The 18,232-nt window shown below is 68.5% G+C and carries 20 protein-coding genes; 2 read left to right on the forward strand and 18 right to left on the reverse strand.

The features are described from left to right. Positions 1–27: 27 nt before the first annotated feature. From ACFVYF_RS22840 to ACFVYF_RS22890, 11 genes are all read right to left on the reverse strand, one after another. Positions 28–918, reverse strand: coding sequence for a diacylglycerol kinase (locus ACFVYF_RS22840; RefSeq protein ID WP_389457952.1), 891 nt, complete (start codon positions 916–918; stop codon positions 28–30). 29 nt (positions 919–947) lie between these two features. Next, a complete protein-coding gene (gene tatC, locus ACFVYF_RS22845; RefSeq protein ID WP_389457954.1) occupies positions 948–1,895 on the reverse strand; it encodes a twin-arginine translocase subunit TatC in 948 nt (315 codons plus the stop codon). 47 nt (positions 1,896–1,942) lie between these two features. Then, entirely contained in the window at positions 1,943–2,230 is a 288-nt protein-coding gene (tatA, locus tag ACFVYF_RS22850) for a Sec-independent protein translocase subunit TatA (protein WP_383286802.1), read from the reverse strand. A 238-nt stretch (positions 2,231–2,468) separates the two neighbouring features. Continuing rightward, entirely contained in the window at positions 2,469–2,663 is a 195-nt protein-coding gene (locus ACFVYF_RS22855) for a hypothetical protein (RefSeq protein WP_383286804.1), read from the reverse strand. 10 nt (positions 2,664–2,673) lie between these two features. Then, entirely contained in the window at positions 2,674–2,988 is a 315-nt protein-coding gene (locus ACFVYF_RS22860) for a hypothetical protein (RefSeq protein ID WP_389457956.1), read from the reverse strand. After that, on the reverse strand, positions 2,985–4,103 hold the full coding sequence (locus ACFVYF_RS22865) for a helix-turn-helix transcriptional regulator (RefSeq protein WP_389457958.1): 1,119 nt from the start codon (positions 4,101–4,103) through the stop codon (positions 2,985–2,987). The genes ACFVYF_RS22860 and ACFVYF_RS22865 overlap by 4 nt, the downstream gene beginning before the upstream one ends. A 16-nt stretch (positions 4,104–4,119) precedes the next feature. Then, complete coding sequence (locus tag ACFVYF_RS22870) at positions 4,120–5,073, reverse strand: helix-turn-helix transcriptional regulator (protein WP_389457960.1); 954 nt, start codon at positions 5,071–5,073, stop codon at positions 4,120–4,122. 186 nt (positions 5,074–5,259) lie between these two features. Then, positions 5,260–5,631, reverse strand: a complete 372-nt coding sequence (locus ACFVYF_RS22875; protein ID WP_383286811.1) for an FKBP-type peptidyl-prolyl cis-trans isomerase — start codon at positions 5,629–5,631, stop codon at positions 5,260–5,262. Between the two features lie 62 nt (positions 5,632–5,693). Further along, the gene (locus tag ACFVYF_RS22880; RefSeq protein WP_389457962.1) at positions 5,694–6,695 is read right to left on the reverse strand and encodes an FKBP-type peptidyl-prolyl cis-trans isomerase; all 1,002 of its coding nucleotides are present in this window, start codon (positions 6,693–6,695) and stop codon (positions 5,694–5,696) included. A 125-nt stretch (positions 6,696–6,820) separates the two neighbouring features. Continuing rightward, positions 6,821–8,182, reverse strand: a complete 1,362-nt coding sequence (gene pafA / locus ACFVYF_RS22885) for a Pup--protein ligase (protein ID WP_389457964.1) — start codon at positions 8,180–8,182, stop codon at positions 6,821–6,823. Between the two features lie 9 nt (positions 8,183–8,191). Continuing rightward, positions 8,192–9,451 carry an MFS transporter gene (locus tag ACFVYF_RS22890; RefSeq protein ID WP_389457966.1) on the reverse strand — a complete coding sequence of 420 codons (1,260 nt, stop codon included), beginning with the start codon at positions 9,449–9,451 and terminating at the stop codon, positions 8,192–8,194. Positions 9,452–9,570: 119 nt separating this feature from the next. On the opposite strand from ACFVYF_RS22890, the gene ACFVYF_RS22895 reads away from it, so the two are divergent. Continuing rightward, positions 9,571–10,581 (forward strand): LacI family DNA-binding transcriptional regulator, encoded by a 1,011-nt coding sequence (locus ACFVYF_RS22895; RefSeq protein WP_389457969.1) that lies wholly within the window; start codon positions 9,571–9,573, stop codon positions 10,579–10,581. Between the two features lie 301 nt (positions 10,582–10,882). Here ACFVYF_RS22895 and prcA read toward each other — a convergent pair whose 3' ends face one another. The 6 genes from prcA to arc all read right to left on the reverse strand — a co-directional run bounded on the left by prcA (position 10,883) and on the right by arc (position 17,022). Next, positions 10,883–11,629 carry a proteasome subunit alpha gene (prcA, locus tag ACFVYF_RS22900; RefSeq protein WP_389457971.1) on the reverse strand — a complete coding sequence of 249 codons (747 nt, stop codon included), beginning with the start codon at positions 11,627–11,629 and terminating at the stop codon, positions 10,883–10,885. A gap of 56 nt (positions 11,630–11,685) precedes the next feature. Continuing rightward, positions 11,686–12,531 (reverse strand): proteasome subunit beta, encoded by an 846-nt coding sequence (gene prcB, locus ACFVYF_RS22905; protein ID WP_389457973.1) that lies wholly within the window; start codon positions 12,529–12,531, stop codon positions 11,686–11,688. Next, positions 12,483–13,076 carry an endonuclease VII domain-containing protein gene (locus ACFVYF_RS22910; RefSeq protein ID WP_389457976.1) on the reverse strand — a complete coding sequence of 198 codons (594 nt, stop codon included), beginning with the start codon at positions 13,074–13,076 and terminating at the stop codon, positions 12,483–12,485. Before ACFVYF_RS22910 ends, prcB begins: the two co-directional genes overlap by 49 nt. A gap of 48 nt (positions 13,077–13,124) precedes the next feature. Then, positions 13,125–13,343 (reverse strand): ubiquitin-like protein Pup, encoded by a 219-nt coding sequence (locus ACFVYF_RS22915; protein ID WP_016325855.1) that lies wholly within the window; start codon positions 13,341–13,343, stop codon positions 13,125–13,127. Between the two features lie 166 nt (positions 13,344–13,509). Continuing rightward, positions 13,510–15,021: a depupylase/deamidase Dop gene (gene dop, locus ACFVYF_RS22920; protein WP_389457978.1), complete on the reverse strand. Its 1,512-nt coding sequence runs from the start codon at positions 15,019–15,021 to the stop codon at positions 13,510–13,512. Between the two features lie 234 nt (positions 15,022–15,255). Next, complete coding sequence (arc, locus tag ACFVYF_RS22925) at positions 15,256–17,022, reverse strand: proteasome ATPase (RefSeq protein ID WP_389457980.1); 1,767 nt, start codon at positions 17,020–17,022, stop codon at positions 15,256–15,258. Between the two features lie 254 nt (positions 17,023–17,276). Between arc and ACFVYF_RS22930 the strand changes: the two genes are divergently transcribed. Further along, entirely contained in the window at positions 17,277–17,582 is a 306-nt protein-coding gene (locus ACFVYF_RS22930) for a ferredoxin (RefSeq protein WP_389457981.1), read from the forward strand. Positions 17,583–17,619: 37 nt separating this feature from the next. On the opposite strand, the gene ACFVYF_RS22935 is transcribed toward ACFVYF_RS22930, so the two are convergent. Continuing rightward, entirely contained in the window at positions 17,620–18,195 is a 576-nt protein-coding gene (locus ACFVYF_RS22935; RefSeq protein ID WP_389457983.1) for a hypothetical protein, read from the reverse strand. Positions 18,196–18,232: the final 37 nt, after the last annotated feature.

The following is an 18,232-nucleotide window of genomic DNA, read 5'->3' on the forward strand; positions in this document are numbered from 1 at the left end:
CGGCCTCCCGTGCGGGATACCCGCAGCTCAGGGCCCCGCGACCAGGACCGCTCCGGGCACGCACTCAGCCACCAGCGGCAGGGACCCGAGCGGCTCCCCGTCCGCGTATCCCGTGATCCCCTCGGCCGCGAGTTCGACCTTGGCCGCCCGGTGCACGGTGACCTTGGGATGGCCGAGGTGGGTGCCCTTGTAGACCTGCGGGAAGACCTTGAGCAGCGTCGTACGGCTGCAGTCCCCGACGACCGTGATGTCGAACAGGCCGTCGCCCAGGTCCGCGCCGGCACAGATCTTCATGCCGCCGCCGTACGACGATCCGTTCCCGACCGCCACGAGCGTCGCCTCGATCTCCCGGACGTCACCGTCGTCCAGCGTGATCCGGTACGGGAAGGGCTTGAAGGCGGCCAGCTCGACGAGCGTCGCCAGGTCGTACTTGAAGCGCCCCGCGGGCCACCGCATCCGGTTGCCCCGGTCGTTGACGCGGGAGTCGAAGCCGGAGGCGAGGACGGTGCCGAACCAGGTGCCGCCCACCCGTCCCAGGTCCACCTCGCGCAGCCGCGCCTCCTTGAGTGCCCCGGCGATCAGCCGGCCCGCGGCCGCCGGGTCGCGCACCGGGAGTCCCAGGGCGCGGGCGAAGTCGTTCCCCGTGCCGACGGCGACCAGGCCGAGCGGTGTGCGGGTCCCGGCGACGGCCTGCAGGGCGAGGCTCGCCATGCCGTCGCCGCCGACGGCGATCAGGGCGCCGGTGCCGTCCGCGACGGCGGCACGCGCGCGGATCAGGGCGTCCCCGGCGTTCTCCCCGAGGACCGTCCGCACGGAGAAGCCCGCCGCCCGCAGAGCCGAAGCGGCCGGCTGCGCCGCGTGGGCGCCCCGGCCGCGGCCCGCGGTGGGGTTGACGAAGAGGGTGATCTCGCTGGTCACGGCCCGACCTTACGAGGTCCCCGGCTTCGTCAGGTCACGTCGTCATAACCGTTGACCCGGTCCGTGCCCGCCTGCTCCGGCAGCGCCCGGCCGGCCGGCACGGCCTCGACCTCGCCGATGTCCTCGGGCGTGAGATCCAGTTCGGAGGCCTCGTCGTCGTCCGGCCCCGCGGCCTCACGCAGACGCCTGCGCCGGTCGTTCATCAGCGAGAAGGCGACCGCGCCGAAGTACAGGACCCAGATCGGACCGGCGAGCGCCAGCATGGTCAGCGGGTCGGTGCTGGGCGTGGCCACGGCCGCGAAGACCGTGATGCCCATGATCATGGCGCGCCACCAGCCGAGCATCCGCTTTCCGGTGATCGCCCCGGTGAGGTTGAGGAAGACCAGCAGCAGGGGCAGCTCGAAGGAGAGGCCGAAGACCAGCACCATGCGCGTGACGAGGTCGAGCAGATCGTCCAGCGGCAGCAGGTTGGCTGCGTCCTCCGGTGTGAACTGGAGCAGCACCTTCGCCGTGGTGGGCAGCACGGTGTAGGCGAAGTAGGCGCCGCCCAGGAAGAGCGGGACGCCCGTGCCGACGAACGCGTAGGCGTACTTCTTCTCGTGCCGGTGCAGGCCGGGAGCGACGAAGGCCCACAACTGGTAGAGCCAGACCGGCGAGGCCAGGACGACACCTGCCGTCAGCGACACCTTCAGCGCCAGTGTGAAGGGGGTGAGCAGTCCGTTGATGGTGATCTGCGCACACGGCTTGCCCGACGACGCCTTCGCCAGTTGCTCGAAGCTCTTGTCGCAGCCGACCGAGTCGAGGATCGGCCGGGTGATCAGATTGACGATGTCGTTGTAGAAGAAGGCGGCGACGACCGTGACGGCGACGATGGCCAGCATCGCCTTCGCGAGCCGGTTGCGGAGCTCACGAAGGTGCTCCGCGAGGGGCATCCGTCCCTCGGGATCCTTCTCCTTGTTGCGGGCAGACTTGAGCAACCCACGTTCCCATCTCGTGCGGCGGGCCGGCGGTCACCGGCCCTGCGTCAGCGCTTGGTCGTGTCCGTCGGCTCGGCGACCGGGCGCGAGCTGGTCACGTCTCCGGGGGCGGCCTGGATGGTGCGCTGCGACGGGGGCTGCTCGTCCGTGTTCGGCGGGCCCGCGGGGGTCGTGGTGTCCTGACCCTCCGACTTCATGGCCTTGGCCTCGCTCTTGAGGATGCGGGCGGACTTGCCCAGCGAGCGCGCCATGTCCGGAAGCTTCTTCGCGCCGAACAGCAGGATGATGACGACGAGGATGAGAATGATCTCGGGAGCTCCGAGCCTTCCGAACATAATTCTTTACCTTCTCACCGAGGCGGCTGTGTGGGGTGCTGTCCGATGGGTCGGACATACGTCCGACCACCATGCTGACAGCGATCGTAACGCTCAGGGGTAAACGCGGGGCAATCCCTGTGCGTACTCCCAGTTTGCGGCCCGGGCCTCGTTCTCCGAGCCGCGATCAGCAGCGTACCTGGCGTTGCCGCGAAGTTGACAGGGCGAAAAGTACGCGAAGCGCAAAGCGCCCACCGCATCACAGAGCATCCACGGAACGGGCCGTGGTCACGGCGGCACGCTCCAGATCCTCGGCGGCACGGTTGATGCGCTGCGCGGAGTCGGCGACCTGCCTGCCCAGACGCTGCGCCTCCAGGAAGACACGGACGGCGAGCACGCCGAGGACGGCGATTCCCAGGAACCCCGCGGCGATCGCGAGCATCGGCCACAACATGGCGACGACCCTAGCGCCTGGCGCCCGGCGCCTGGGCCTCCGCGTGCAGGCGCAGCGTCCGCACCCCGCCGCCGGTCAGCAGCTCGACGATGCGCTCCCCCGCGGGCTTGCGCACGGCGGCCGCGCACTCGGGGCAGGTGAAGGAGTAGAAGGTGGTGCGGCTGGAGGCGCCGATGACCAGGCGCAGGGCGCCGGCGGAGAGCTCGAAGGAGGCACGGCAGTCGGGGCAGGCGGCTCGGAACATCACCGGGGCCACTATGGTCATCCCCGCGAACGCGGACGCCACCGACATTTCACGCGAACCAGACATCGCCGACGTGCTCACAGCCCTTGCTCCTGCCTGTCGTACAGCCCGTCCTGAACTCCGTGGGGCCCGGCGGGGCCGTCCTGCGCGAGAGGCCCGTCGAGCCCGCCGTGCGCGAGGGGCCCGCCATGCGCGGGCGGGCCGTCGTGCGCGAGAGGCCCGTCGTACGCCGCCAGCGCCTCCCGGGCCGCCCGGCGGGCGCTGTCCGCGAGGTCCTGCGGCGACACGATCCGGCCGTCGCGCCCGAGGCGCAGCGCGAGCCGGCGCAGCGACGCCGGGTCGGGCGCGCGCAGGGTGATCCGCAGTCCGCCGTCGGGCAGCTCCTCGGCGCTGTCGTGCGGGTAGTACTCGGCGACCCAGCGCCCGCCGGGGCCGACCTCGACGACCACCTCGGGATCCTCGGCCGCGGGCTGCACGAGCCCCTCGGAGAGGTCCCGCAGCTCGATCTCCGGCGGCGCGGACGGTTCGTCCAGGATGCGGATCTCGGCGACCCGGTCCAGCCGGAAGGTGCGGCGCGCCTCGGAGCGGCGGCACCACGCCTCCACATAGGTGTGACCGACGCTGACCAGCCGGATCGGGTCGATCTCCCGCTCGGAGAGCTCGTCGCGGGCGGGCGAGTAGTAGCGGATCCACAGCCGGCGCCGCTCGGAGATCGCCCGGTCGACGTCCGCGAAGACGCCCCCCTCGGACTCGAAGGTGACCGAGAGCCGGGAGCTGGCACCCGCCGCCTCGCCCGCCGCGGCCTCCACCTTGGCGGTGGCCCGCAGCAGGGCCTGCCGGTCGCCCTCGCGCAGTCCGGGCAGCGTGGAGACCGCGCGGGCGGCCACGAGCAGCGCGGTCGCCTCGTCGGCGGCCAGCCGCAGCGGCTCGGCCGCCTCCGCTCCGAGGGCGGCCGGGTTGTGCCACCAGATGCGGTCGCCGTCGGTGTCGATGTCGAGCAGATCGCCCCCGCGGAAGCTGGTCCCGCACAGCGGCAGCACATCGAGGTCGGAGATCAGCTCGTCCTCGCTGATCCCGAAGGCGCGGGCGACATCACTGACGCGCGCGCCGGGGCGCTCACGCAGATACGTCACCAGGGACAGCATCCGTCTGGTCTGGTCGATCGCGTTCGCGGGCCTGGCCGGTTTGCCTGCCACGTTCTGTACGTCCCCCTCAGCCCTTGGCCACGGCGCGCAGCCGGTCCACTACATCGGCCCGCAGCTCGGCCGGCTCCAGGACCACCACGTCCGGTCCGAACTCCACCAGCCAGGCGTCCAGCCCGTGCCCGTACGGAATCTCCAACTCGTCCCAGCCGTCGCCGAGTTCCCGGACGGAGGCGGCCTTGGCGCGCAGCGGGTAGCCGGCGCCGGTGCGCAGCCGGATCCGGGCGGAGCGGTCGGCGTTCTCCCCCGCCCAGCTCGCGACCGTCTCCCGGACGGTGACGACGTCCGGAACCTCGGTGGTGAACTTCCCGGCGCGGGTGCGGACCTTGCCGGTGATGCGCGAGAGCCGGAAGACCCGCTCGGCGCCGCGGTCGCGGTCCCAGCCCGCGAGATACCAGTGACCGCGCCAGCACTCCAGGGCCCAGGGCTCGACGGTGCGCGGCTCGGGGCGGGCCGCCGTCGCCTTGCGGTAGTCGAAGGAGACCGGGCGGCGGTCGCGACAGGCGAGCATCAGCGGCTCGAACGCCGCCTCGTGCACCGGAATGTGCGGCTCCAGCGCCCCATGGACCTCGTACGGGTCGACGTCCTCGGGCAGGCCCGCGGCGCGCAGCTTCTGCAGGGCACCGCTCGCCGCGCCCGCGAGCCGGGCCTGCTGCCAGACCTTGGCGAGCAGGCCGAGGGCGGCCGCTTCCTCGGCGTCGAGCGTGATGGCCGGCAGCCGGTTGCTGTCGCGGCGGGCGAGATAACCGACCTCGCCGTCCAGGTTCTCCACGGTCTCGATGACCAGTCCGAGCTCGCGCAGATCGTCCTTGTCGCGCTCGAACATCCTGTTGAAGGAGTCGTCGGAGCCGGCTTCCAGATAGGCCTCGATGGACTCGCGCAGCTCACGCTTGCTGAGCGGCCGCCGGGTCCCCAGCAGACACAGCGCCAGGTTCATCAGCCGCTCGGCCTTGGCAATGGCCATCGACGCCCTTCCTTATGATGCTTCCGACCGATGACCGTACCGCTCCGGAGTGGCGCGGCAAAAGCCGAGGGCCCATGCCCGGGCAGGCATGGGCCCCAGATGATCGGGTCCGGTCAGACCCTGATCACACGGCGTATGAAGATCGGACAGCGGTCCGATCCGCATGATGCTCGGACCGAGTCCGGATCAGACGGCGACCAGGTCGCAGACGAAGATCAGCGTCTCGCCCGGCGCGATCCGGGCACCGGCACCGCGGTCCCCGTACGCGAGGTGCGCCGGAATGGTCAGCTGACGGCGGCCGCCGACCTTCATGCCCTGCACGCCCTGGTCCCAGCCGGAGATGACCTGGCCGACACCGAGCTGGAACTCGAGCGGGTTGCCGCGGTTCCAGGAGGCGTCGAACTCCTCGCCGGTGGAGAAGGCCACGCCCACGTAGTGGACCTTGACGAAGTCGCCGGCTTTGGCGACGGGCCCGTCGCCCTCCCAGATGTCCTTGATCTCAAGGTCCGCCGGGGGCTCGCCACCCGGGAAGTCGATCTCGGGCTTCTCGATGCTCACGTCTTCAGCTCCTGCTTCTCTGCTACTAAGGCAACACCGACAGTCTCACATCCCCGCAGGGCTTACATCTTCGCCAGGATGTCGACCGAGAAGACGAGCGTGGAGTCCTTCTTGATGGGGCTGCCCTCCGGCGGGGTGTCGCCGTAACCCAGCTTCGGCGGGACGACGATCAGCACGCGGCTGCCGACCTTCTTGCCGGTCAGGCCCTGGGACCAGCCCTTGACGACCTGGCTCAGCGGGAAGGACGTCAGCTGGCTGCGGCTGTAGGAGGAGTCGAACTCCTTGCCGCCGTCCCAGAGCACGCCCTTGTACTGCACGAGAACGCTGCTGTCCGCCTTGACCTCTTCGCCGTCGCCCTCGATGACGTAGTTCGCCACGAGCTTCGTCGGCGCGGCCTTCTTCGGTACGTCGATGGAGGGGGCCTTGCCGTCGGTGTTGGTGCCCACCTTCGGCAGGTCGATGTTGTCCTGCGCGACCGTCTTGCCCTGGGCGGAGCTCTTGGCGTTGAAGGTCTTCTCGATGTCGACGACGAACACCAGGGTGTCCGTGCCCTTGATGCCCGCCTGGGAGTTGCCCTGCTTGCCGTAGCCCCAGGTCGGGGGCACGGCCAGCTCCACACGGCTGCCGGCCTTCTTGCCCGTGAGGCCGTAGCGCCAGCCGTCGATGATGCCGCCCGGGGCGAGCTGGATGACCAGCGCCGTCTTGCGGTCGTAGGAGTTGTCGAAGACCTTGCCGGAGGACCAGATCTGGCCCAGGTAGTTCGCCTGGATGTAGTCGTTCTCCGCCACCGTCCGGCCGTTGCCCGCGATGACCGTCTTGACCGCGACGTCCTTCGAGGGGTCGCCGGTGCCCTTGGCCACGGTCGGCTTCTCGCCGAACTTCGTGCCGGCCGTGATGGCGGGCAGCGGTCCGTCGACGAGCTTCGGCGGCGGCGCCGCCGAGGTGGAGGCCGAAGGCGACGGACTGTCGCTGGACTTGGCCTTGTCCGACTTGTCGTCGTCACCGCATCCGGCGAGCGTGACCAGTCCGGCGGGTACGGCGAGAATGAGTGAGCGTCGGCGCACGGTGGGGGCCTCGTATCGGTCGATCTTGTTGATGGCGTGCGCGCAACTCTACGACGTGAGAAGGGCGCCGTACGGGAAACGTACGGCGCCCCGTGTTGCGTTCCGGAACCCACCGGACGCAGGGATCACATTCCGGCGATCAGCTTCTCCACCCGGTCGTCGACGGAACGGAACGGGTCCTTGCACAACACCGTCCGCTGTGCCTGGTCGTTGAGCTTGAGATGGACCCAGTCCACGGTGAAGTCACGGCGCTGTTCCTGAGCGCGCCGGATGAAGTCACCGCGCAGCCGCGCCCGAGTGGTCTGCGGCGGTACGGACTTGCCTTCGAAGATCTTCAAGTCATTGCAGATCCTGGCGGCTTGTCCCCTCTTCTCCAGCAGGTAGTACAGGCCACGACGTCGGTGGATGTCGTGATAGGCGAGGTCTATCTGAGCGACGCGCGGATGCGACATCGTCATGTTGTGCTTGGCCCGGTAGCGCTCGATCAGCTGGTACTTCATCACCCAGTCGATTTCGGTGCCGATCCGGTCGAGGTCCTCGGCCTCGATCGAGTCGAGCACGCGGCCCCACAGTTCGAGGACCTGGTCGACGGTTCCGGTGCGGATGCCGCGGCGCTCGACGAAGTCCACGGCCTTCTCGTAGTACTCGCGCTGCACCTCCAGCGCGGAGGCCTCGCGGCCACTGGCCAGACGCACCTTGCGACGGCCCGTGATGTCGTGACTGACCTCACGGATCGCCCGGATCGGGTTCTCCAGGGTGAGATCGCGCATCACTGTGCCCGCCTCGATCATGCGCAGTACGAGGTCGGTGGCACCGACCTTGAGGAGCATGGTCGTCTCGGACATGTTCGAGTCGCCGACGATGACGTGCAGCCTGCGGTAGCGCTCGGCGTCCGCGTGCGGCTCGTCCCTGGTGTTGATGATCGGCCGGGAGCGGGTCGTCGCGGAGCTGACGCCCTCCCAGATGTGCTCGGCACGCTGACTGACGCAGTACACGGCACCGCGCGGCGTCTGCAGCACCTTGCCGGCACCGCACAGCAGCTGCCTCGTGACGAGGAACGGGATGAGGATGTCCGCCAGCCGGGAGAACTCCCCGTGCCGGGCCACCAGATAGTTCTCGTGGCACCCGTAGGAGTTGCCCGCCGAGTCGGTGTTGTTCTTGAAGAGGTAGACGTCGCCCGCGATTCCTTCCTCGTGCAGGCGTCGTTCGGCGTCGACCAGGAGTCCTTCGAGAATGCGCTCGCCGGCTTTGTCGTGGGTGACCAGCTCGGTCACGTTGTCACATTCGGGTGTCGCGTATTCCGGATGTGATCCCACGTCTAGATAGAGGCGGGCGCCGTTTCGCAGAAAGACATTGCTGCTGCGGCCCCATGACACGACACGGCGGAAGAGGTACCGCGCCACCTCGTCGGGAGACAGGCGGCGCTGTCCCCTGAACGTACACGTGACGCCGTACTCGTTCTCCAGCCCGAAAATGCGGCGGTCCATGACTGAACATTACGCCCGATCCCCTGAGCTGAAACGGGGTTCGACAGCACGGTTTGGATCATTTTCCGATGAAGCCGCAACCACCGCGCCCCCGGCGGGAGCTGCGAGGACCCGTCCGGTGGCCAGCAGAACCAGCAGCGACACGGCCCCGGCGACACCCGGCACGGCGAAGCCCCGGACGGCGCCGCCCCACTGGACGACCGGGCCCGCGAGGCCCGTTCCGACCGACGCACCGACGGTGAACGTCGTCACCAGCCACGAGAACGCCTCAGTGACCGTGCCACGCGGCGCGTGCCGGTCGACGATGAGGAAGGCGCAGGCGATGCACGGCGCGAGGAACACACCGGCGAGCGCCGTGAGCGCCGTCATACCGACCGCTCCCGGCATCAGCGGCAGCGGCAGGTAACACACCGCCAGAAGTGCCACCAGCACCCGCAGTCGCCGCTCCGGAGCACCACTCCACTCACGCGCTCCGTACACGCTGCCACCGACCAGCGCGCCGAGACCCAGCGCCGCCATCAGCCAGCCGTACACGGCGTCCCCGCCATGGTCGTCGGCGTACGACACGGCGGCGACGGTGATGGAGCCCAGCGCCATGCCGATGAACAGGAACGCGCCCAGCAGTGCCAGCAGCCCCGGCGAGCGCAGGGCGCCCAGCCAGTGCGCCTCACGCGGCGCCGAACGCCACGCGCGCGAGGGCGGCGACACGACCACGGAGAGGGCGCCCAGAACCCCGATGACGTTCAGGACGAGCAGCGCGGCCTGGGCGGACCACAGCGCCACGCACAGGGTCACGAGCAACGGCCCGACCGTGAACATGACTTCCTGCGCCACCGCGTCCATGGCGTACGCGGTGTGCAGCTGGTCCTCCTTGCGGAGGACGGAGGGCCACAGGGCCCGCAGACCGCCCTCCAGGGGCGGTGTGAAGAGTCCGGCCACGGCCATCGAGACATACGCGAGGGGCAGCGGATCCGTCCCCGCGAAGGCGAAGACGGTCATACCGAGGGCCGAGACGACCGCGGCGGGCAACTGGACGCGCGGCTGGCCGTAGAGGTCCACGAGCCGGCCGAGCAGCGGCTGCCCCACGGCATTGGCCACTCCGTAGACGGCCGCCAGCGCCCCGGCCAGGCTGTAGGTGCCGCCCTCGGCACGGATGAAGAGCACGACCGCGATCGCCGCGGTGGCGTTCGGCAGCCGGCCCACCAGGGTGCCGGTGAGCAGCCGCGCGGCATGCCTCGCCCTGAGGATCTCCACGTAGCCCGCGGCCATGTCCCGCCTTCTCTCCACAGCACCCGAGGCCGCCGAGCGCCTCAAGTTTTACGTATAACGTCCCCTCTCATACGTACCATGTGCCCAGTCCGCGAGTCCAGCAGAAAGACAGGTCCACGGTGCCACCAGGTAGTACGCGCCCCACGAGCCGGGACGTCGCCCAGGCCGCCGGAGTCTCCCAGGCCGCGGTCTCCCTGGTACTCGGCGACAAGTGGCGCGGCCGGGTCTCCGAAACAACGGCCGACCGGGTCCGCGAAGCCGCCCGGGAACTCGGCTACCGCCCGAACCTCGCCGCCCGCAACCTCCGCCTCGGCCGCACCAGGACCGTCCTGCTCGTGGTCCCCGCCCTGACCACCGAATTCTTCGCCGGCGTCTACACCGGCGCCACCCGGGTCGCCGCCGAGCACGGCTTCGGCGTGGTCCTCTACCCCTCCCCCGAAGGCATCGGCCCCGCCCGCGACCCCTTCGGCTCGGCCCGCGCCGCCCTGGACGGCGTGATCGCCTCCTCCATGGCCGCCGACGCTCTGACCGCGATCCGCGGCGACCAGCTTCCCCTCGTCATGCTGGACAGCGACCCCGCCGGCAGCCTCGGCGCGGCAACCGTCAACCTCGACATCAGAGACGGCGTACGGCAGGTCGCCGAGCACCTGCTGACCCTCGGCCACCGCAGATTCCTGCACCTGGCAGCCGACATCCCCTCCTGGACCTTCGAAGTGCGCGCCCAGGAGCTCGCCGCACGACTGCGCGAGGTACCCGGCACGGAACTGCGGACCACCGGATCACCCATCTCCATCGAAGGCGCCCGCGCCGCAGCCGAAGCAGCCCTCGCCGAACCGGACCGCCGCCCCACCGCCGTCGTCTGCGACGACGACCAGCTGGCAGCAGGAACCTACAAAGCGGCCCGCCGGCTGGGACTGCGCGTCCCCGACGACATCTCGGTCACCGGCCTCGACGATCTCGCCCTCGCCACCGCCATCGACCCCGAACTGACGACCGTACGACTGGACGCCGAGCTCTTCGGCGAGCGAGGCATGGCCGCCCTCCTTGCCGTCCTGGAGGGCCGCGACCCGCAGGAAGGGGACATCCCCGTCGGACTGGTCGTACGGGGCTCCACGGCCCCGCCACGCTAGCCCCCGCGGCACACGGCGACGGCGACGGCGACGGCGACGCGGAACGGCTGCTCTCGCACTCGGACGGGCTGACTCTTCGCCGGAGGGGCCGAACCCTTCCCCGGAGGGGCTGAATCCTTCTCCGGCCGGTGCTGGACATTTTCAGCCCGTCCGGCGATTGAGGACGAGACCGTTCAGGCCGATACGGGGTCCGGGACGGAGCCCCGAGTCGGGCGGCGGCGAGAACCAGACCCGCCAAAAACGCCGTGTGCCCCGGCCGAGGAGAGGCCGGGGCACACGAACAGCGGGGTGAAGACGACGCTCACTCGTCGTCTTCGGGATCCTCGGCCTCGGTAGCGGTCGACGCCCCGCCCGCCTCCAGCAAACGGGCCAGCTGCCGCCCGACGATCCGCTTGAACTTGCGCTGCTGAGGCCGCGTACGGTCCAGGATCGCAACCTCGAGGCGCTCCGCGGGAATCTCCCGCTCACCACCGTTCGGCTCGCGGGACAGGGACTGGACGGCCAGCTTGAGCGCCTCGGCGAGGGACATCCCGTCCTCGTGACGCTGGTCCAGATAGCTGCTGATCTGCTCGGCATTGCCACCGACCGCGACCGAGCCGTGCTCGTCCACGATCGAGCCGTCATGCGGCAGCCGGTAGATCTGGTCACCCTCGGCCGTCTCCCCGACCTCGGCAACCACCAGCTCCACCTCATACGGCTTCTCGGCCGCGGAGGAGAAAATCGTGCCCAGCGTCTGCGCGTACACATTCGCCAGACCGCGGGCGGTCACATCGCCACGGTCGTAGGTGTAACCCCGCAGATCGGCGTAGCGCACACCACCGATCCGCAGATTCTCGTATTCGTTGTACTTGCCGGCGGCAGCGAAACCGATCCGGTCATAGATCTCGCTGAACTTGTGCAGCGCACGGGACGGATTCTCACCGACGAAGACAATGCCGTCGGCGTACTGCAGCACAACGAGGCTGCGACCACGAGCGATGCCCTTGCGGGCGTACTCCGCCCGGTCGGCCATGGCCTGCTGGGGTGAGACATAGAACGGCGTCGACACCGGTTATCCGTCCCTTTCTGTGGAAGTCACTGTGGCCACCTGTCAAGAACCCGCTGTCAGAGCAGCGCGGCGCGCGGGCCGTCGGGCTGCTCCAGACGACGCTCCAGGATCGCGCGGGCGATCTCGGAGGACTCCAGGTCCGTCAGCCTGCGGAATCCGTCTTCGGTGATCACGGTGACGATCGGGTAGATCCGGCGGGCGACATCGGGACCGCCAGTCGCCGAGTCGTCGTCGGCCGCGTCGTACAGAGCCTGAATGACGAGGGTCGTGGCCTGCTGCTCGGTCAGGTCGTCGCTGTAGAGCTTCTTCATGGCACCGCGCGCGAAGATCGAGCCCGAGCCGGTGGCGGCGAAGCCGTGCTCCTCGGAGCGGCCGCCCGTGACGTCGTAGGAGAAGATACGGCCCTTTTCGCGGTCCACGTCATAACCCGCGAAGAGCGGAACCACGGCCAGGCCCTGCATGGCCATGCCCAGGTTGGAACGGATCATCGTGGAGAGCCGGTTCGCCTTGCCCTCCAAGGAGAGCGTGGTGCCCTCCACCTTCTCGAAGTGCTCCAGCTCCAGCTGGAAGAGCTTCACCATCTCGACGGCCAGACCCGCCGTACCGGCGATGCCCACCGCCGAGTACTCGTCGGCCGGGAAGACCTTCTCGATGTCACGCTGCGCGATGACGTTGCCCATGGTGGCCCGCCGGTCACCGGCGAGCACCACACCACCCGGGAACGTGACAGCGACGATCGTGGTGCCGTGCGGCGCCTCGATCACTCCCTGGATGGGCGGCAGTTGCCGCCTGCCCGGGAGCATCTCCGGCTGATGGTCGGACAGAAAGTCCATGAAGGACGACGACCCAGGCGTCAGGAAGGCAGCTGGTAGACGCCCGGTGCTACGAGTGTTGGCTTCCACGAGGATCCCTCCAAGTAGGCGGCAGCCCGACGAACCGCGTCAGGATCATCTCCCAACTTGCCGATGGCCGAATTGCAGTTGAAGCACAGTACGCCACGGACCCTACCCGTCTCGTGGCAGTGATCCACATGAACAGCGGGAGCTTTCAAACAGATCGCGCAAAGCCCCACCTGAGAGGCGATCATCGCGTCACGCTCAGCTTCGGTGATGCCGTACTGGCGCTTCAGGTGACCTGCACGACCCTTCACCGCCTTGCACGTCTTACAGAGGGTCGCCAGGCCGTCGGAAGCCGTGCGATTGCGCGTCCATTCACTGTGCGGCTTGATCTCGCCACACGTGCGGCAGTACTTGTGCCCTTGAGGCGCATCCACTCGCGGTCGGACGTTGCACCCTTTGGCCACCTGTCGCTCTTGGTGGTACGCCGCCGCGCACTCCCGGCAGTAGGCCTGCAATCCATCACGCATTGACTTGTTGCTCGCGAAGGCTGTCCGCGGTTTGCATTCCTTGCACCGCGAACAGCGCTTCACACCCTGCTCTTCCGACACTCACAGCCCCCGTCACGCCTCAACCTTCAAATCGAAGGAATAAGCCGCTCACTGTCCGCCTTTCTGAACGAAACTTCGAACGAAGTCCTCTGCGTTTTCCTCGAGTACGTCATCGATCTCGTCCAGAACCGAGTCGACATCGTCGCTCAGCTTCTCCTGACGCTCCTTGAGGTCCTCGGAAGCCTGCGCGTCCTGCGCCTGCTCCTCGACCTCCTCGGTGGATCGCGTGGCCTTCTGCTGTCCGCCGCCGGTGTCCTTGGTCGCCATAACCCTCACCCCGCTCGGTTCGACGTTCTTGATCAGACCCTACAAGCAGGGTCCGACATCGGCCCCGCAGTTGCTACAACGTCCGGGAGCCACCTCGATGATTCCCGGACGCCGCCTGTTTCCACCCCGTCGAGCCGCTCGGGCCCGACGGGACGCCCAGCACAGGTCAGTGGCCCGAAAGGACCCTGACCAGGTCTTCCGCCGTACGACAGCGGTCCAGGAGCTCCTTCACGTGATTACGCGTTCCGCGAAGAGGCTCCAGGGTTGGGACGCGCTGGAGCGAGTCCCGGCCGGGGAGATCGAAGATCACCGAGTCCCAGGAGGCCGCGGCCACGTCGTCCGCGTACTGCTCCAGGCAGCGGCCGCGGAAGTACGCGCGGGTGTCCTCCGGGGGCTTGGTGCGGGCTCGCTCGACGTCCGTCTCGTCCAGCAGGCGCTTCATCTTGCCGCGCGCCGCCAGACGGTTGTAGAGGCCCTTCTCGGCCCGTACGTCGGCGTACTGGAGGTCGACCAGGTGCAGGCGCGCCGCGTCCCATTCGAGGCTGTCACGGCGCCGGTAGCCCTCCATGAGCTCCCGCTTGGCGACCCAGTCGAGCTCTCCGGAGAGGCTCATCGGGTCGTTCTCCAGGCGGTTCAGGGTGTCCTCCCAGCGGATCAGGACGTCCTTGGTCTGCTCGTCGGCGTCGGCTCCGAACCGCTCCTCCACGTATTTGCGCGAGAGCTCGAAGTACTCCATCTGGAGCTGGACGGCGGTGAGTGTCCGGCCGCTGCGGAGGGTGACCAGGCGCTTGAGCGTCGGGTCGTGCGAGACCTGGTGCAGGGTGCGGACGGGCTGGTCGACGGCCAGGTCGACGGCGATGAAGCCGTCCTCGATCATCGAGAGGACGAGGGCTGTGGTGCCCAGTTTCAGGTAGGTCGAGATCTCGGACAGGTTCGCGTCGCCGATGATCACGTGCAGCCGGCGGTATTTCTCGGCGTCGGCGTGCGGCTCGTCGCGGGTGTTGATGATCGGGCGCTTCAGGGTGGTCTCGAGGCCCACCTCGACTTCGAAGTAGTCGGCGCGCTGGCTGAGCTGGAAGCCGTGTTCGTGGCCGTCCTGGCCGATGCCGACGCGGCCGGCGCCGGTGACGACCTGGCGCGAGACGAAGAAGGGTGTCAGGTGGCGCACGATGTCCGAGAAGGGGGTCTCCCGCTTCATCAGGTAGTTCTCGTGCGTGCCGTAGGAGGCGCCCTTGTTGTCGGTGTTGTTCTTGTAGAGGTGGATCGGCTGGGCTCCGGGCAGCTGGGCCGCGCGTTCCGCGGCCTCCGCCATGATGCGTTCGCCTGCCTTGTCCCACAGGACGGCGTCCAGCGGGTTGGTGACCTCGGGGGAGCTGTATTCCGGGTGTGCGTGGTCCACGTACAGCCGTGCGCCGTTCGTGAGGATGACGTTGGCCAGGCCGATGTCCTCGTCGGTGAGCTGGCTGGAGTCGGCGGCCTCCCGGGCGAGGTCGAAGCCTCGCGCGTCCCGCAGCGGGTTCTCCTCCTCGAAGTCCCAGCGGGCGCGGCGCGCCCGGTGCATCGCCGCCGCGTAGGCGTTGACGATCTGGGACGAGGTGAGCATGGCATTGGCGTTGGGGTGACCGGGGACGGAGATCCCGTACTCCGTCTCGATGCCCATTACTCGCCGTACGGTCATGCGGCCCTCCTTGCCCGGCAGCGCCCTCGGTCGGGGGCGCTGCTCAAGTACCGCTGGCGCTCCGGTGCGTGTGCGGTGCCCGACCCCGCACTGCGCGACTCGGCGGTACGGAAGAGCCTAGAGCGCCTTTGCGCTGGTGGGGAGATCATTTGCGTCATTGCCTCGCTCCAGCCCTGGCCTGAAAAACAGTCGGCTGCGGGTACCCGGTGAGGGCACCCGCAGCCGCCCTGTCTTTTACAGGTACTGACCGGTGTTCGCCACCGTGTCGATGGAGCGTCCGGTGTCTGCTCCCTGCTTTCCGGTGACCAGGGTGCGGATGTACACGATCCGTTCGCCCTTCTTTCCGGAGATTCGGGCCCAGTCGTCGGGGTTGGTGGTGTTCGGCAGGTCTTCGTTCTCCTTGAACTCGTCCACGCAGGCCTGGAGGAGGTGGGAGACGCGGAGGCCCTTCTGGTTCTGCTCGAGGAACGCCTTGATGGCTGCCTTCTTGGCGCGGCCGACGATGTTTTCGATCATGGCGCCGGAGTTGAAGTCCTTGAAGTAGAGGACTTCCTTGTCGCCGTTGGCGTAGGTGACCTCGAGGAAGCGGTTCTCCTCGGATTCGGCGTACATCTGTTCCACGGCTGTCTGGATCATGCCGTGGACGGTGGCTGCCCGGTCCCCGCCGTGCTCGTCGACGTCGTCGGAGTGCAGCGGGAGGCGGGCGGTGAGGTACTTCGCGAAGATGTCCTTCGCCGCCTCGGCGTCGGGGCGCTCGATCTTGATCTTCACGTCGAGGCGGCCGGGGCGCAGGATCGCGGGGTCGATCATGTCCTCGCGGTTCGAGGCGCCGATCACGACCACGTTCTCCAGGCCCTCCACACCGTCGATCTCGGCGAGCAGCTGGGGGACGATGGTGTTCTCCACGTCCGAGCTGACGCCCGAGCCTCGGGTCCGGAAGAGGGATTCCATCTCGTCGAAGAAGACGATGACGGGTGTGCCCTCGCTGGCTTTCTCGCGTGCACGCTGGAAGACGAGGCGGATCTGCCGCTCGGTCTCACCGACGTACTTGTTGAGGAGCTCGGGGCCCTTGATGTTGAGGAAGAAGCTCTTGCCTGTGGCCTGGCCGGTGACTTCGGCGACCTTTTTGGCCAGCGAGTTGGCGACGGCCTTGGCGATGAGCGTCTTGCCGCATCCGGGGGGCCCGTAGAGCAGCACACCCTTGGGTGGCCGCAGTTCGTGCTCCTTGAAGAGGTCGGGGTAGAGGTACGGGAGCTCGACGGCGTCGCGGATCAGTTCGATCTGGTTTCCCAGGCCGCCGATCTGCTCGTAGCCGATGTCGGGGACCTCTTCGAGGACGAGTTCCTCGACCTCGCTCTTCGGTACGACTTCGTAGACATAGCCGGAACGGGGTTCGAGGAGCAGGGCGTCTCCGGGGCGGATGACGACGTCCAGGAGCGGCTCGGCGAGCCGTACCACCCTTTCCTCGTCGGTGTGGCCCTGTACGAGGGCGCGCTCGCCGTCCTCGAGGATCTCCTTGAGGGTGACGATGTCTCCGACGCTCTCGTACTCCATGGCCTCGACCACGTTGAGGGCTTCGTTGAGCATCAGTTCCTGGCCGCGCCTGAGCTCTTCGAGCTCCACGCTGGGGCTGACGTTCACCCGGAGCTTGCGGCCCCCGGTGAAGATGTCGGCCGTGCCGTCCTCGTTCGCCGTGAGGAAGACACCGAAGCCGGCTGGCGGCTGTGCGAGCCGGTCGACTTCTTCCTTGAGGGCCACGATCTGGTCGCGGGCCTCACGGAGCGTGTTGGCGAGCCGCTCGTTCTGAGCGGACACGCCGGCCAGATTGGTCTGCAGCTCGACGATCCGCTCTTCGAGAATCCTCGTGTGCCGCGGAGAGTCGGCGAGCTTGCGTCGCAGGACGGCGATCTCCTGCTCAAGGTAGGCAATCTGCCCGGCGGGGTCATCGGACCCTCTTCCCGGGCGGATGCCGCGGTTCATGTCGTCGTCGTGGGCTGCCACGGTCCTCACCTCCTCCAAGGGGAGCTGGACGCTTCCAGACCCTACCTGGGTGGGTGTCGATTGAAACCCCTAGATCACAAAGACTGTCGAGGTGTGTCCGATCTTCACCCTTGCGCTCTCCCTCACGCCAGTGGAATACCCACCCAACATGATTGGGAAGCCGACGGAGGTAGGGTCGAAGTGTTCAACACCCGTCAGAGCTGGCCCGACTTGCCCACCGATCGGGCCGCCCGGCGCAGGAAACGGCAGGAGAAATGACCGTGCAGCAGGAGGCTGGAGTCGACGGCGACGCGCTCGAGGTCTGGATCGATCAGGACCTGTGCACCGGTGACGGCATCTGCGCCCAGTACGCGCCCGAGGTCTTCGAGCTGGACATCGACGGTCTCGCCTATGTGAAGAGCGGCGAGGACGAGCTGCTGCAGGCCCCGGGCGCCACAACGCCCGTACCGCTGACGCTTCTGCGGGATGTCGCGGACTCCGCGAAGGAGTGTCCGGGCGACTGCATCCACGTACGCCGGGTCTCGGACAGGGTCGAGGTCTTCGGACCTGACGCGGAGTGACCCCAGCGGCACACTGCGTGACTCGCTGTCTGGTTTCTCACATGCTCCGTGCTTCGGGCGGTGTCGAGCGGATGAACGCGCCATCCTTCCACTGCCATTTGGCGCTGTCCTTCTCGTCCGGGCAGCAACTCGGTACGTCGGCCGAGGAGTAGCCGAGCAGCGTCGCGGTGACCGCTCCGTCGCGCAGTGCGAAGTCCGTGACGCTCAGCCGGTCCTTCGGGTCGACCAGGGTGGCCACCACGCGCGGTTTGCGGGCGCCTGCGGCCTGAGTGAGGACGTACACGCCGTTGGGCGGGGTTCCGGAGCCGGCGTCGCAGCGGACCACGGCCACTGTCTCCGGGCGGCCGTCTCCGTCGAGGTCGCCGGACGCCTTCTTCTGTACGAGGACCTCGGCCGGTCCGCAGTCGAGGGGGAAGTCGGCATGTGCGGGGTCGGGGGGCGCCGTCGCGGCCGGCGCGCCTTTGGCGGCGGGGCCGGCCTGAGCCGCGGTCGCCGCGCCGGGCTGCAGGAGGGCGGAGAGCGCGACGACTCCGGCCAGTGCGGTGGCTGTGGCGAGCCAGTGAATGGGTTGTGTGTGCGTGTGTGCCAGTTCCGGGACGGCGGATTGCTGCACTCGGAGCGTCTCCTGTGAGGGCTGTACCGGTGGGGTG

It is taken from the genome of Streptomyces sp. NPDC058274, from assembly GCF_042881375.1.
Taxonomy (GTDB): domain Bacteria; phylum Actinomycetota; class Actinomycetes; order Streptomycetales; family Streptomycetaceae; genus Streptomyces.

Excerpts from the sequence above, each read along its gene's own strand:
- tatA (WP_383286802.1), bottom strand. The coding sequence starts at position 2,230 with ATGTTCGGAAGGCTCGGAGCTCCCGAGATCATTCTCATCCTCGTCGTC.
- ACFVYF_RS22855 (WP_383286804.1), bottom strand. The coding sequence starts at position 2,663 with ATGTTGTGGCCGATGCTCGCGATCGCCGCGGGGTTCCTGGGAATCGCC.
- ACFVYF_RS22870 (WP_389457960.1), bottom strand. The coding sequence starts at position 5,073 with ATGGCCATTGCCAAGGCCGAGCGGCTGATGAACCTGGCGCTGTGTCTG.
- pafA (WP_389457964.1), bottom strand. The coding sequence starts at position 8,182 with ATGGACCGCCGCATTTTCGGGCTGGAGAACGAGTACGGCGTCACGTGT.
- ACFVYF_RS22890 (WP_389457966.1), bottom strand. The coding sequence starts at position 9,451 with ATGGCCGCGGGCTACGTGGAGATCCTCAGGGCGAGGCATGCCGCGCGG.
- ACFVYF_RS22915 (WP_016325855.1), bottom strand. The coding sequence starts at position 13,343 with ATGGCGACCAAGGACACCGGCGGCGGACAGCAGAAGGCCACGCGATCC.
- dop (WP_389457978.1), bottom strand. The coding sequence starts at position 15,021 with ATGACCGTACGGCGAGTAATGGGCATCGAGACGGAGTACGGGATCTCC.
- ACFVYF_RS22930 (WP_389457981.1), top strand. The coding sequence starts at position 17,277 with ATGACCGTGCAGCAGGAGGCTGGAGTCGACGGCGACGCGCTCGAGGTC.